General features: G+C 65.1%; 13 protein-coding genes. 8 read left to right on the forward strand and 5 right to left on the reverse strand.

What is annotated here, in order from left to right; translation table 11 throughout:
• The 4 genes from R3D65_RS03540 to R3D65_RS03555 form a co-directional block, all read right to left on the reverse strand.
• Entirely contained in the window at positions 1 to 2,373 is a 2,373-nt protein-coding gene (locus R3D65_RS03540; RefSeq protein ID WP_371273852.1) for an ABC transporter permease, read from the reverse strand.
• Positions 2,367 to 3,074 carry an ABC transporter ATP-binding protein gene (locus R3D65_RS03545; RefSeq protein ID WP_371273853.1) on the reverse strand — a complete coding sequence of 236 codons (708 nt, stop codon included), beginning with the start codon at positions 3,072 to 3,074 and terminating at the stop codon, positions 2,367 to 2,369. The genes R3D65_RS03540 and R3D65_RS03545 overlap by 7 nt, the downstream gene beginning before the upstream one ends.
• A gap of 78 nt (positions 3,075 to 3,152) precedes the next feature.
• Positions 3,153 to 4,928, reverse strand: a complete 1,776-nt coding sequence (locus tag R3D65_RS03550; RefSeq protein ID WP_371273854.1) for a tetratricopeptide repeat protein — start codon at positions 4,926 to 4,928, stop codon at positions 3,153 to 3,155.
• 153 nt (positions 4,929 to 5,081) lie between these two features.
• Positions 5,082 to 6,038 carry a polyprenyl synthetase family protein gene (locus tag R3D65_RS03555; RefSeq protein WP_371274352.1) on the reverse strand — a complete coding sequence of 319 codons (957 nt, stop codon included), beginning with the start codon at positions 6,036 to 6,038 and terminating at the stop codon, positions 5,082 to 5,084.
• 243 nt (positions 6,039 to 6,281) lie between these two features.
• Here R3D65_RS03555 and R3D65_RS03560 point away from each other — a divergent pair, with 243 nt between their 5' ends.
• From R3D65_RS03560 to moaB, 6 genes are all read left to right on the forward strand, one after another.
• On the forward strand, positions 6,282 to 6,506 hold the full coding sequence (locus R3D65_RS03560; protein WP_371273855.1) for a DUF2007 domain-containing protein: 225 nt from the start codon (positions 6,282 to 6,284) through the stop codon (positions 6,504 to 6,506).
• Complete coding sequence (locus R3D65_RS03565) at positions 6,496 to 7,281, forward strand: tRNA1(Val) (adenine(37)-N6)-methyltransferase (protein ID WP_371273856.1); 786 nt, start codon at positions 6,496 to 6,498, stop codon at positions 7,279 to 7,281. The genes R3D65_RS03560 and R3D65_RS03565 overlap by 11 nt, the downstream gene beginning before the upstream one ends.
• A gap of 74 nt (positions 7,282 to 7,355) precedes the next feature.
• Positions 7,356 to 8,207: a S49 family peptidase gene (locus tag R3D65_RS03570; protein ID WP_371273857.1), complete on the forward strand. Its 852-nt coding sequence runs from the start codon at positions 7,356 to 7,358 to the stop codon at positions 8,205 to 8,207.
• Between the two features lie 77 nt (positions 8,208 to 8,284).
• Entirely contained in the window at positions 8,285 to 8,470 is a 186-nt protein-coding gene (locus R3D65_RS03575; protein WP_371273858.1) for a hypothetical protein, read from the forward strand.
• A gap of 6 nt (positions 8,471 to 8,476) precedes the next feature.
• Positions 8,477 to 9,370, forward strand: a complete 894-nt coding sequence (locus tag R3D65_RS03580) for a 4-(cytidine 5'-diphospho)-2-C-methyl-D-erythritol kinase (protein WP_371273859.1) — start codon at positions 8,477 to 8,479, stop codon at positions 9,368 to 9,370.
• Positions 9,367 to 9,924 (forward strand): molybdenum cofactor biosynthesis protein B, encoded by a 558-nt coding sequence (moaB, locus tag R3D65_RS03585; protein ID WP_371273860.1) that lies wholly within the window; start codon positions 9,367 to 9,369, stop codon positions 9,922 to 9,924. The genes R3D65_RS03580 and moaB overlap by 4 nt, the downstream gene beginning before the upstream one ends.
• 14 nt (positions 9,925 to 9,938) lie before the next feature.
• On the opposite strand, the gene R3D65_RS03590 is transcribed toward moaB, so the two are convergent.
• Entirely contained in the window at positions 9,939 to 10,457 is a 519-nt protein-coding gene (locus tag R3D65_RS03590; RefSeq protein WP_371273861.1) for a glycosyltransferase, read from the reverse strand.
• A gap of 229 nt (positions 10,458 to 10,686) precedes the next feature.
• Here R3D65_RS03590 and R3D65_RS03595 point away from each other — a divergent pair, with 229 nt between their 5' ends.
• Both R3D65_RS03595 and R3D65_RS03600 read left to right on the forward strand, forming a co-directional pair.
• Entirely contained in the window at positions 10,687 to 11,841 is a 1,155-nt protein-coding gene (locus tag R3D65_RS03595; protein WP_371273862.1) for a PA0069 family radical SAM protein, read from the forward strand.
• A 132-nt stretch (positions 11,842 to 11,973) separates the two neighbouring features.
• Positions 11,974 to 12,639 carry a ribonuclease HII gene (locus tag R3D65_RS03600; RefSeq protein WP_371273863.1) on the forward strand — a complete coding sequence of 222 codons (666 nt, stop codon included), beginning with the start codon at positions 11,974 to 11,976 and terminating at the stop codon, positions 12,637 to 12,639.
• Positions 12,640 to 12,756 lie beyond the last annotated feature (117 nt).

Genomic DNA, 12,756 nt, shown 5'->3' on the forward strand with positions numbered 1-12,756 from the left:
CTACTCCCGGGTTTTCAGGACGCGGATCATGTCCAGCCGGTTGACACGGCGGCGCACGATCAGGGCCGATGCGCCAGCGGCCGCAAGAACCACCAGGCTGGCAAAGGCATAGGTTGACGGATGAATGACGAAGGGAATTCGGAACAGATCGCTGGCGAAGCCCTCGATGACAGACAGCGAGAAGCCGTAGCCGATGGCCCAGCCAAGCGGCTGGGCGGCCAGTGCCACGATGGCCATCTCGGTGAGCAGAACGCGGCTGACCTCGGCCCGGGTGAAGCCCAGCACGCGCAGGCTGGCCAATTCGCGGCCACGCTCGGAGAGCTGGATGCGCGCGGAATTGTAAACGACGCCAAAAGCGACAATGACCGCGATGGCCACGTAGACCGTCATCATGGTGAGGATGTTGTCGCCGATGGTTTCGCGGAACTTCTCGCGCGAGACATTCTGCAGCGCGATGGATCCCAGTGCCGGCAGCGCCTTTATCTTTCCATAGAGTTCATCGAGCCGTGCGGCATCGGCTTCCACCCAGGCGCCGGAGACACGCGGGCCGGGACCGGCCAGACGGTCCAGCGCATCGAGGTGCATGTGGGCGCCAAGGCCGACATAGCTTTCAACAATGGCAGTGACGGGCACTTCGGCCACCCGCCTGCCCTGGCCGATCAGTTCGACGGAGACCCGTGTGCCGGGCGGGGCTTGAAGCTGGCGGGCCAGCCGGTCTGTCAACAGGAGGCCACGGTCCGGCATGCCCACCGGGTTGCCATCCAGATCGAGCACTTGCGACAGGCGCGTTCCGGGCGCGATGCCGGTGATGGCCACGCGCTTCTGCGTGCCCGCATTGCGGATGATGACCGGCACGGTGCGAAAAGTCTCGGCGCGCAAGACACCCGGCAGGCGGGCGACATCGTGGATGATTTCCGGCGCCTGCTCCTGCCCGAAGGACAGGCGGGCATCAGCGCGCTCGGCGCGGAAAAAGACCGTGTCGATCATCACCTCGATGGAATCGTTGGAAAACAGGGCCGTCACCAGAAGCGCGACGGAAAAGGACAGGCCAAGCGTCGTCAGCGCCGTGCGCAACGGGCGATGCAGCATCTGGCGCATCGCCATGGTGGTCAGGCGCGACATCAGTGCCGGCACGCCCTTGCGGCCTGACAGGACGGAGCGGTAGCGGGCGGGCGCAGGCGGGCGCATGGCAACCGCCGGCGGCAGGCTGACCGCTGTCCAGATCGCCCTGGCGGCGCCGGCCAGCGCGGCAGCGACGGAGACAAGGGCCGCAAGAAGATAGAGATCGACGCTCTGGCGGAAGATCAGGAAGGGAAAGGAAAAGAAATCGGCGTAGAGCCGCGTCAGCGCCTGGCCCAGCCAGTTGCCGGCAATGCCGCCGATGGCCAATCCGACGAGGGCGATGGCGATGACCAGCTTGGCATAGTGCCAGGCGATGGCCGCGGACGAATAGCCGCAGGCCTTGAGAAGGCCGATCTGCTCACGTTCGAGCGCCACGAGGCGCGACAGGATCATGTTGACCAGAAAGGCGGAGACGAACAGGAAAACCGGCGGTATGACCCGCGCCATGGCATTCAGTTGCGTCAGTTCGCTGGACAGGAAGGCGTTGGAGGTCTGTTCCTCGCGGTCATAGGCGCCGCGTCCGCCATAGGGTTCGAGAAGACGGTCGACAGCCTCGATCACGCGCGGCCCGGATGCGCCGCGCAGCAGGATCAGCGAGAGGTCGTTGAAGGCGCCAGCCATGTCGAACAGGCCTTCCATGGCGCGGCGCGGCATCCAGAAGACAGCGAAGCGGCGGTCGTCGGGCACCATGTCACCAGGGCCTATCGCATAGACATATTCCGGCGACAGGACGATGGCCGTGATGGCAAGATCGAGCTTGTGGCCGCCGAGAACGGCAGAGAAGCTGTCACCGGGCGCAAAGCCATGGGCCCTGGCAAAGCGCTCGTCGACGGCCACCTCGCGCGTGGAGCCGGCGCGCGGCAGGCGGCCCTCGCGCAGGTAGAGCGCGTTGACCGGCGGCTCGCCCGATGCGGGCAGCGAGATGGCCAGGCCCGTGGCCGGCACCGACATGCCGGGAATGTCGAGCACGGCCGGCTTTACGATGCGCATTCCCGCCGCGGCAACGCCATCGATGCGCGCGATCTCGCGGCCGAGCGTCACCGGCGCCCGGCTGGCCGTCGCGAAGACATGGCCAAAGCGGTAGCGGTCATAGTAGGCCTGGCGCGTTTCCTCCAGCGAGCGCCAGGCGCCGACGGCCAGAACGATGGTCATGACGCCGCAGGCCATGACCAGCGCAATGGCCAGGCCTTGCGCCCACAGGCGGGCCAGATCGCGCAGCACCTTGCGGTCGAGCATGGCGAGCCTCACCATTCCACCTCCGAAGCCGCCAGCCGCGTCTCGTTTTCATGTTCGGACACGATGCGCCCGTCATGGAAGTTGAAAACGCGGTGCGCCATGGCCTGTATGGCCGCGTTGTGGGTGATGATCGCGGTTGTCGTGCCCAGTTCGGCATTGATGCGCTGGAGCGCGTCCAGCACCTTGACGCCGGTTGCGGAGTCGAGCGCGCCAGTGGGCTCGTCGCACAGCAGGACGTCCGGCCGCTTGGCGATGGCGCGGGCGATGGCGACGCGCTGCTGTTCGCCGCCGGACAATTCAGCGGGGAAATGGCGCTGGCGCTCGTGCAGGCCGACCATTTCCAGCGCCTCGGACGGCGCCATGGGATCGGGCGCGATTTCAGTGACCAGGGCGACGTTTTCCCAGGCCGAGAGACTGGGGATCAGGTTGTAGAACTGGAAAACGAAACCGACATGGTCGCGCCGGTACCGGGTCAATTCCCGTTCGCTGCAACGGGTCAGGTCGAGATCGCGGAACAGGACCTTGCCCGATGTCGCCGTGTCAAGCCCGCCCAGGATATTGAGAAGCGTCGACTTGCCCGACCCCGACGGCCCGAGCAGGACCGCCATCTCGCCTTGACATAGGGTCAGGTCCACGCCCCGCAGGGCATGCACCGTCACGCTTTCAGTCCGGTAGACCTTGGTCACATCGTCGGCAATGAAGACCGGATCGGCCATGTTCTGTCCCCGCTCAGCCGGTCCGAAACAAAGCAGGCCCTTGCCGTTGACGCCCTGATAAGGATCAAGCGGACAGGATCAGCCCTTTTCGCCGCCGGTATCCGCCATGTCCGGCTCGGCCACCTCGCCGGCCTTTTCATCCGGCAATCCGGACCGCAGCTTGGCCTGCACCTTTGGTTTCAAATCCTCGTCGGGATCAAGGGCGAGCGCATGCGACCACTGGAAGGTTGCCTCCAGCCGGCGGCCGACCTGCCAGTAGGCGTCGCCCAGATGATCGTTGATCGTGGGATCTTCCGGGCGCAGGCGAACGGCCTTTTCCAGTTCCTCCACCGCTTCGTCATAACGGCCGAGCCTGTAATAGGCCCAGCCCAGCGAGTCGACGATATAGCCGTCCTGCGGGCGCAGATCGACGGCCTTGCGGATCATCTCCAGCCCTTCCTCCAGGTTCATGTTCATGTCGACCCAGGAATATCCGAGGTAATTGAGCACTTGCGGCTGGTCGGGGAAAAGCTCCAGTGCCTTGCGGAAATTCGGTTCGGCCTTGTCCCATTGCCTGGTGCGCTCGTAGGCGATGCCGCGGCGATAGAACAACGTCCAGTCTTCCGGCTTCGGCTCCCCGATCTTGGCCACAGCCTCGTCATAAAGGGCGGCCGCGGACGCGAAATCCTCTTTCGCGGCATAGACGCCGCCAAGCGACAGCCAGGCGCGCGTGTCGGTTTCATCGCTGGCGATCGCTGCCTTGAGATGCTCGACGGCCTCGTCGTAGCGGTCCAGGTCGGCAAGGTTCAGCCCGAGCTGCAATTCCGCCAGCCGCCTGAAGGGCGAATTGGCCGGAACCCTGGAATAGGTGTCGATGGCGATCTGGGATTCGCCCAGTTTCTCGGCCACCGAACCCAGCGTGGCGAGGGCGATGTCATTGTCGGGATCGAGCGCAAGGGCGTATTGCAGGTAAAGGCGCACGAAGCTTTCGCCGCCGCTGCGGTTGAGCGCGGCAGCCACGTTCAGAAGGATTTCCGCACCGCCTTCCTGGGGCGTGCGCACCAGCGGCGGAACGGTCTTGCCGGACGCGATGGCCTCTTTCAGCGCGACCGTGGAGGGCCGGCCGGCGGAAACCTCAAGGCCAAGTCCGACAACCTCACCGGCCTTCTGCTGGCGCCCGTTGCGCGCCGCCCAAGCGGCATAGGCGTCGACGGCTCGCAACCACGTGTCCGGCGCCGCGCCGGCGGATGCACGGTCGTCGATCACCTTCTGGTAACGCTCGCCGGCGGAAGGATCGCCGGCCATGTCCGCCACCAGCGCGGCATGGTAATTGCGGAACACCTCGAACCATGGCGGACCGTCGAGGCGCACGATATGCTCGATGGCGCCCTGCGTGTCGCCGGAGCCGGCCATCGCCCAGCCCGTCAAAATGCCCGTGATCAGGTTGTCCAGATCGGACGACAGCGCCAGCTTGAAGTAATTGGTCGCCGACCGGTATTGCTTGGCGCGGATGGAATCCACGCCGAGGGCCAGCCGGGAATAGCGCTCCGCCTCGGCCACGGTCTTGAGTTTTTCGGCAACGGGCAGCGCATCGTTGAACCGGCCGGAGGCGATGAGCGCGAGAAGCAGCGATTGCTGCATGGTTTCGTTGGCCGGATCGAAAGCCAGCGCCCGTTGGTAAAAGGCAATGGCATCGTCGAAATCGTTATCGGCCTCGGCTGTGCGGGCGGCGAGAAACGCGCCGGCGAGCGAGGTGGCGAAAACGGGCTTTTCCGGTTGCTCGACGGTTTCCTTCGCCAATCCCTGCGTCGCCGCCAGCGAGAGACCCGCAAGGGCCGCCATGACCGGAACCGTTGCTTTCCAACCCAATCGCATGTCTTTCCTTCCCGCTTTCAAAGCCCGTGACCACGCCTCTCCGCCGCGCGCCGGTCGGTGACTCAATTCAGCAAAGGATGGCCTTTTTACGGTCGCAGCGCAATGCGCCCCGGTGCCTGCGATGCCGCAAGGTCCGGCCGATCCGGATGCGCGTCAGACGACACGCGAGATACAGAAGTCGATGACCTCGACCATGGCATCCTTGTGCATGCCGGCGGGCAGCGGCGCCAGGGCATCGCGGGCGATCTCGCCATAGTGGCGGGCCCGCTGAATGGTGTCGGCGATGGCGCTGTGGCGCTGGAGGCATCCCAGCGCGATTTCCAGGTTCTTGTCGTCGCTCTCGCCGCCCTCGATGGCGCGTTTCCAGAAAGCGCGCTCATCCATCGTGCCGCGGCGATAGGCGAGGATGACAGGCAAGGTGACCTTGCCTTCGCGGAAATCGTCACCGACATTCTTGCCGAGATCGGCGGCCGAGCCGCCGTAATCCAGCGCGTCGTCCACAAGCTGGAAGGCCAGGCCCAGATTGGTGCCGTAGGACCGCAATGCCGCGCGCTCCGCCTTGCCCTTGCCGGCGATGATCGGGCCGACCTCGGCGGCGGCGGAAAAGAGCGCGGCCGTCTTGGCATTGATGACGCCCAGGTAATCGTCTTCCGTGGTCTCCAGGTCCTTGGCGGCGGACAATTGCCACACCTCGCCCTCGGCAATGACCGAAGCGGCCGTTGACAGGACGTCCAGCGCGGCAAGCGAACCGACATCGACCATCATGCGGAAGGCCTGGCCAAGCAGGAAATCGCCGACCAGAACGGACGCCTGATTGCCCCAGATCACACGCGCGGTTTCGGAGCCGCGGCGCAGATCGCTCTCGTCGACCACATCGTCATGCAGCAGCGTGGCCGTGTGCATGAATTCCACCGCTGTGGCCAGTTTGACGTGCCCCTCGCCCTCGTAGCCGAACGACTCGGCGGCGGCCAGGGTCAGCATCGGGCGCAGGCGCTTGCCGCCGGCGGCCACGAGATGGCGCGATATTTCCGGGATCAGTTCCACATCCGAGCCGGCCTTGGACAGGATCAGCTCGTTGACCCGGGCCATGCCCGCGGCCGTCAGATCCATCAACGGCTTGACAGAGGCAGCCGTTCTCTTGCGCTCGTCAATCGACACCACTACTCCCAAGGCCCTACTCCATCGACGCCAGCAGCGTTTCCACCATACACGGACGTCTTGTCTGATAGTCGCTTGTCGCCCTTGCCGCAAGGCTGGAGCCGTGCCGACTGCCTGCAAATCGGCGCGGCAAATGGCCCGCAACAAGGCGCCGGCGCCTTTACGCGGCCGCGGCATGCGGCCATAGTCGCGGCCATGAAGGAACTCATTCGCACCAATGACGTCGTCGTCATCTCGTTCGCCGAATCCCTCATGCGCGATGCCGGCATCGCGCATTTCGTGGCGGACGGAAACATGAGCGTGATGGAAGGATCGCTGGGCGTCCTGCCCCGGCGGCTGCTCGTGGAAGACGAGCGGATCGAGGAGGCGCGCCGCCTGTTGCAAGACGCCGGGATCGGGACCGAAGCGCGTGACGGCTGAAAGTCTGGCGACGGATTTCACCCTGGACGCCTTTCATCGCGGCGATTTCTGGCTGAAGCAGCCGGCGCGGCGCGGGCACAGGGCCGGCATGGATGCGATGATGCTGGCCGCCGCCCTGCCCTCGGGATTTGCCGGGCGGATTGCCGATCTGGGTGCCGGTGCGGGCGCAGCCGGCCTGGCTGCCGTCTCGCGCTGCCGCGAGGCGCGGACGGTGCTGTTCGAGCGCTCCGCCGAAATGGCCGGTTTCGCTCGGCAGACGCTTGCCCTGGCGCAGAACGCGTGGCTGGCGGACCGTGCCGCCGTGATTCAGGCGGATGTGACGCTGCGTGGTCCGGCGCGCGCCAAAGCCGGCCTGGCCGACAACGGCTTCGAGGCAGTGCTGATGAACCCGCCCTTCAATGCCGGACACGACCGGCAGACCCCGGACGGGCTGAAGGCGGAGGCGCATGTGATGGCGGACGGCCTGCTGGAAGCCTGGATCCGAACCGCCGCGGCGATCACGCGGACACGCGGTCTCATCGCGCTCATCGTCCGGCCCGATGCCATCGGCCCGGCGCTTGACGCGTTGGAGGGGCGTTTCGGCGGGCTGGAGATCAAGCCGATCCATCCGCGCGACGACACGGCAGCCATCCGCATCGTCATTCGCGGCGTCCGGGCCTCGCGCAAGCGCCTTGTCTTCGCACCGCCGCTTTTCCTGCACGAGTCCGGCAGCGACCTGTTTTCAGCCGGGGCGGACGCCATCAACAACGGCAGGGCTTCGCTTTTCGGCGATTGAGCAGCCCCGGCCCATTGTGCAGCCCCTGTTCCTTCTTACATTTCAGTCGAGACACGATACGACCGGAGAGACCCGTGGCCAATGCGCTGACCCGACTGCTTCCGAAGAAACTGCGCCCGGAAGGCAAGACCGTTCCCGTGATCCGCCTGCATGGCGTCATCGCGTCAAGCGGCTCGCTCGGCAGGCCGGCGCTGAACCTGGCCAGCGTGGCCGGCACGCTGGAAAAGGCCTTTTCCTACCGGCAGGCGCCCGCCATCGCCATTTCCGTCAATTCACCGGGCGGATCGCCGGTCCAGTCGCGCCTGATCTTCCGGCGTATCCGCGACCTGGCGAAGGAAAAAGACAAGAAGGTGATTGTCTTCGTGGAGGATGCAGCGGCGTCCGGCGGCTACATGATCGCCTGTGCCGGCGACGAGATCATCGCCGATCCCTCCTCCATTGTCGGCTCGATCGGCGTGATATCGGCCGGTTTCGGATTTCCTGAAATGCTCAAGAAGATCGGCGTGGAGCGGCGCGTCTACACAGCCGGCGAGAACAAATCGGTGCTCGACCCGTTCCAGCCGGAAAAGGCCGAAGACATCGAGCGGCTAAAAAGCCTACAGCTCGATGTGCACAAGACCTTCATCGACCTGGTGAAATCGAGGCGCGGCGACCGGCTGGCGGACGATCCGGACCTGTTTACAGGCGCGTTCTGGGCCGGTGAAGGCGCCTTGCGCCGCGGCCTTGTCGACGGCCTCGGCGACATGCGCTCGTTCCTGAAGGACCGCTATGGGGAGAAGACCAGCCTCAAGCTGATCAGTCCGCCGCGCGGGCTTTTCGGGCGGCGCGGCCTGTTCGGCCTGCGATCCGGATTTGGCGCGGAAACCGTCCACGCGCTTGCCGATGCGGCGGATGAACGCGCCTGGTGGGGACGGTTGGGGCTTTGAGAGCGGGCCTGGGGCGGATAGAATGAGGGCGATCAAACAGCCGGCCGATACCCCCAGCACGCCGGAAGGAGGAAAACATGGCCCAGGTTCTTTTGTTGGGCGCAGTCGGCCTTGTCGCCTGGTACGGTTACAAGTCCTTCGTCCGTGAAGCCGAGCGCGTGTCGGCAAAGGTGCGCCGCGAGGAAGCGGAGATGAAGAACCGCGCCCATGGCACGCTTGTCCGGGATCCCGAGACCGGCGAATACCGCATCAAGAAGGACTGACCGCGCTTGCATCCCGTTCAGGATGCCGGAGGGCGCTGGCATGCGCTTGCGCCGGCCAAGATCAATCTTGCGCTGCACATCACGGGGCGGCGCGGCGACGGCTATCATGCGCTCGATACGCTCGCCGTCTTCACGGGCTATGGCGACAGGATCCACATCGAGCCTGCCGGGGAAGACCGGTTTTGCCTGTCAGGACCGATGGCAAGCGGGCTAGATGCGGGCGGCGCCAATCTCGTGACGCGGGCACGCGATCTGCTGCGCACCGTCCGTTATTTCCCTCCCGTTTCCATCCGACTGGAAAAGAACCTGCCGGTCGCGTCCGGCATCGGCGGCGGATCGTCCGACGCGGCGGCCACGCTGCGTGCGCTCGATGCCGCCTTCTCGCTCGGGCTTGACGTGGCGGACCTGGCTGCAATTGCCGCTCCGCTGGGGGCCGATCTGCCCATGTGCGTGCATGGCCTGCCTTTGCGGGCGAGCGGCATCGGCGAGGTTGTCCGGCCGCTGAAAGGCTTTCCCTCACTGGCCATCGTGCTGGTCAATCCGGGCGAGTATGTCTCGACTCCGGATGTCTTCCGCGCCTTGCAGAGCCGGGACAATCCGCCCTTGCCGGCGCCGGATGGCCTGGGGACGGCGGGACAGGTGGTCGAGTGGCTGGCGTCGACACGCAACGACATGCAGGATGCAGCCATCGGCATCTGCCCTGCGATTGTGCAAGCACTGGAGGCGCTCGAAGGCGAACGACCGCTCTTCTCGCGCATGTCGGGGTCCGGCGCGACCTGTTTCGCCTTGTTCGAGGATGAACGCGCGGCGGAAAAGGCCGCCCGGACGATTGCCGCGACCCGTCCGGCATGGTTTGTCATCGCCACCGAAACATTTGCCAGCAGTGGAGGAAACCCATGAGCCGCATCGACGATACACGCCCGTTCATTCCCGTGGGTTTTGCGGTTCTTACCGTGTCGGACACGCGCGCGCTGGCCGATGACAAATCGGGCCTGACGCTTGCCGGACGGATCGAGGCGGCGGGGCACCGGCTTGCAGACCGGGCCATCGTGACCGATGAGGTGGCGGCGATCCGGGCCCGCGTGAAGGCATGGACGCAGGACGGCACCATCGACGCCGTGATCACGACCGGCGGCACCGGTTTCACGGGACGGGACGTGACGCCGGAAGCGCTGGAACCGCTGTTCGACAAGCGCATGGACGGATTTTCCGAGGTCTTTCACCGGATTTCCTATGACAAGATCGGCACGTCGACCATCCAGTCACGCGCGACCGCCGGGATCATCGACCAGACCTTCGTGTTCGTGCTGCCAGGTTCGCCGGGTGCCTGCAAGGATGCGTGGGACGGCATACTCAAGCTGCAATTCGACTACCGGCACATGCCCTGCAACTTCGTGGAAATCATGCCGCGGCTCGACGAACACCTGAAGCGCGGCGCGAGCCAGGGCGCCTGACCGGCGCGCTGCCGTTACACCTTGGCGGCACGGACAGGGGCGGGGCTGATGAGCGCTGAGAGGCGGCGCGCAGACAGACCGCGCGCAATCGCCTCCGGCGAAGCAGCCGACTTGCCAAGCGCCATGGCCTGGCGGCGTGTCATGACCAGGCCGTCGGCCAGGGGACGGCGGGCGGAAAAGACGCGGGTGAAAAATCCGGGCCGGTCTTCCCTGGCACGGGTGAAACGGGCCGGCGTCGCCATTTTCGCGGCATGGGCAACCACCGGGTCCATCCATCCGTCGATCAGGCGCGCACCCGGCTCAAGAAACAGGACCCACTCCCCACGCGCCCGGCGCAGCGCCGTGTGAATCTCGCCATTGGCAAGGAAAAGACAGCCCGCATGCTCGGCCACCTGGTGGGTATGGTCCAGCGATTGGCGGTCGCAGACGATCACGTCGCGGACCAGCCCCTCGACCGCAGCAGGAACCAGCGATGCAAGCGTGCGCGCCAGAGGCTCCTCGTCATTGTGCGTTTCGATCAAAACTGTCAGCATGATGCCAGTGCCTTAGCCGAAGCTGCCCTGCAAATCCAGATGGCTCTTGGGACTAATCCTCCGGATTCAAAGCACTTTTTAGATGCAAATGCCCACCCGGCGCGCTTTCTGCCGGCTGGGCCGTGATGCCCGGTCAAATCAGTCCGGAACAATGTTCTTGCTTTGTTCGTTTTGCGGCTGTAGGAATATTGTCGTGACAGGGATTCGCGAACAGCCGGAGACAGACCCCATGGAACCGATTGCCAAAGCGGACCGATCCGCCTTCAGCGAAGGCGGCGTGGACATGGCCAATGCACTCATCAATGCCAGCGGCATGCGGCTGGATGAGGCGCGCCGGCGCGGGCGTGCTTCGGCCATCAACCCGACCGGGCGCTACGAAGCGCTGAGCCGGCATGTCTTCGACGACGGCTGGGATCTGGATGAGGAACTGGCCCCTTTCCAGACGACGACCCAGGTCGAGAAGCCGCGCACGATCATCACGCGCAACAGTTCGCCCGACATTTCCTTCGACCGCTCGATCAATCCCTATCGTGGGTGTGAACACGGCTGCGTCTATTATTTCGCCCGGCCTACCCATGCCTTCATGGGCCTTTCAGCCGGACTGGATTTCGAATCGAAGCTTTTCGCAAAGCCGGATGCGCCGAAACTGCTGGTGCGCGAACTGGCAAGGAAAGGCTATGATCCACGCACCATCGCCATCGGCACGAATACCGATCCCTATCAGCCGATCGAACGGAAATGGCGCATCATGCGCGAGGTTCTGGAGGTGCTCGAGGCTGCCAATCACCCGGTCGGCATCGTGACCAAGTCCGCACTCGTCTTGCGCGACATGGATATCCTCAAGCGCATGGCCGCCAAGGGTCTCGTCAAGGTCGCGCTATCGGTAACAACGCTCGATCACCGCCTGTCGCGGACGATGGAGCCGCGCGCGGCATCGCCGACGCGCCGGCTGGAAGCGATGAAACGCCTTTCGGAGGCCGGGATTCCCGTTTCGGTCATGGCGGCGCCGCTGATCCCTGGCCTGAACGATCACGAGGTCGAGCGCATTCTCGACTCGGCTGCGGCGGCAGGGGCGACGGAAGCAGGCTTCATCATCCTGCGCCTGCCGCTGGAAGTGGCGCCGGTGTTCAAGGAATGGCTGCTGCGCCACTATCCCGACCGGTACCGGCATGTCCTTTCGCTGATCCGCTCGATGCGTGACGGCAAGGATTACGATGCGGAATGGGGCCGGCGCATGAAGGGCAAGGGCCCCTATGCCTGGCAAATCGGCCGCCGTTTTGAAATTGCGGCGCGGCGGCTCGGGTTGAATACGGCCAAGCTGCGGCTGCGGACAGACCTTTTTACCCCACCGGAGCCGGAGGGGCAGCAACTTTCGCTGCTGTAATCTGTCCGTATCTGACATCCTTTTCCGCCGGTCATTCCCCTGTCCCCGTCCGGCGGCTTCCTTGCCGGGTTCGCCGCAACCTTCCCGGCAGGGTCTTGCGGGGAATCGGAATACGGTGCAAGCATGCCGCCGATGGCGCGCAACCGTTCCGATTCCCCGCTTCTTTTCGACCTGGTCCCCCCTGCCCCGGATTTTTCCCTTGAGCAGAGCCTTGTTCGTGACGGCTGCGCACATGTGGCCGGCCTGGATGAAGCGGGTCGCGGGCCGCTGGCCGGTCCGGTGGTCGCTGCTGCCGTCATTCTCGATCCGGACGATCTTCCCGACGGTCTCGACGATTCCAAGCGTCTGTCAGCCGATGACCGCGCCAGCCTGTTCGACTGCATCCTGGCCAAGGCAGTTGCGACCGCCATCGTCTCTGTATCGGCTGAAAATATCGACAGGACCGACATTCGGCTGGCCAGCCTGCTGGCCATGACCCGCGCGGCTCACGCGCTTTCCATCACGCCCGGACACGTTCTCGTGGATGGCCGCGATGTGCCACCGGGCCTGCCTTGCGCAGGCCATGCCCTGGTCAAGGGCGACCAGCGGTCGATGTCGATTGCCGCAGCCTCCATCCTTGCCAAGGTGACCCGCGACCGGATGATGACCCGGACATGCCTCGCCCATCCGGCTTACGGTCTGTCCTCACATGCCGGCTATGCGACCAAGCGTCATCAGGAGGCGATTGCCCGGCACGGCGGCGTGGCACGGTTGCACCGGTTCAGTTTCGCGCCCTTGCGTCATCGGAACGGCTCCTGAGAAACGGTTCGGGCCATCGCCAAGACGCCTGCCAAGGCGAAGCTTCAAGGTTGGCCCCGTCCGGCAGGTGCCGGCTTGCCGTGCAGCCACCCGGGCAGCAAAAAACGCCGCGAAGAG

Origin of the sequence: Zhengella sp., from assembly GCF_041397485.1 — a bacterium.
Classification (GTDB): Bacteria; Pseudomonadota; Alphaproteobacteria; order Rhizobiales; family Rhizobiaceae; genus Zhengella.

Bases quoted from the DNA above. Each gene is read 5' to 3' on its own strand.
- R3D65_RS03600 (WP_371273863.1), top strand. From the start codon at position 11,974: ATGGCGCGCAACCGTTCCGATTCCCCGCTTCTTTTCGACCTGGTCCCC.
- R3D65_RS03575 (WP_371273858.1), top strand. From the start codon at position 8,285: ATGGCCCAGGTTCTTTTGTTGGGCGCAGTCGGCCTTGTCGCCTGGTAC.
- moaB (WP_371273860.1), top strand. From the start codon at position 9,367: ATGAGCCGCATCGACGATACACGCCCGTTCATTCCCGTGGGTTTTGCG.
- R3D65_RS03595 (WP_371273862.1), top strand. From the start codon at position 10,687: ATGGAACCGATTGCCAAAGCGGACCGATCCGCCTTCAGCGAAGGCGGC.
- R3D65_RS03560 (WP_371273855.1), top strand. From the start codon at position 6,282: ATGAAGGAACTCATTCGCACCAATGACGTCGTCGTCATCTCGTTCGCC.
- R3D65_RS03540 (WP_371273852.1), bottom strand. From the start codon at position 2,373: ATGGTGAGGCTCGCCATGCTCGACCGCAAGGTGCTGCGCGATCTGGCC.
- R3D65_RS03555 (WP_371274352.1), bottom strand. From the start codon at position 6,038: ATGGATCTGACGGCCGCGGGCATGGCCCGGGTCAACGAGCTGATCCTG.
- R3D65_RS03545 (WP_371273853.1), bottom strand. From the start codon at position 3,074: ATGGCCGATCCGGTCTTCATTGCCGACGATGTGACCAAGGTCTACCGG.
- R3D65_RS03550 (WP_371273854.1), bottom strand. From the start codon at position 4,928: ATGCGATTGGGTTGGAAAGCAACGGTTCCGGTCATGGCGGCCCTTGCG.
- R3D65_RS03590 (WP_371273861.1), bottom strand. From the start codon at position 10,457: ATGCTGACAGTTTTGATCGAAACGCACAATGACGAGGAGCCTCTGGCG.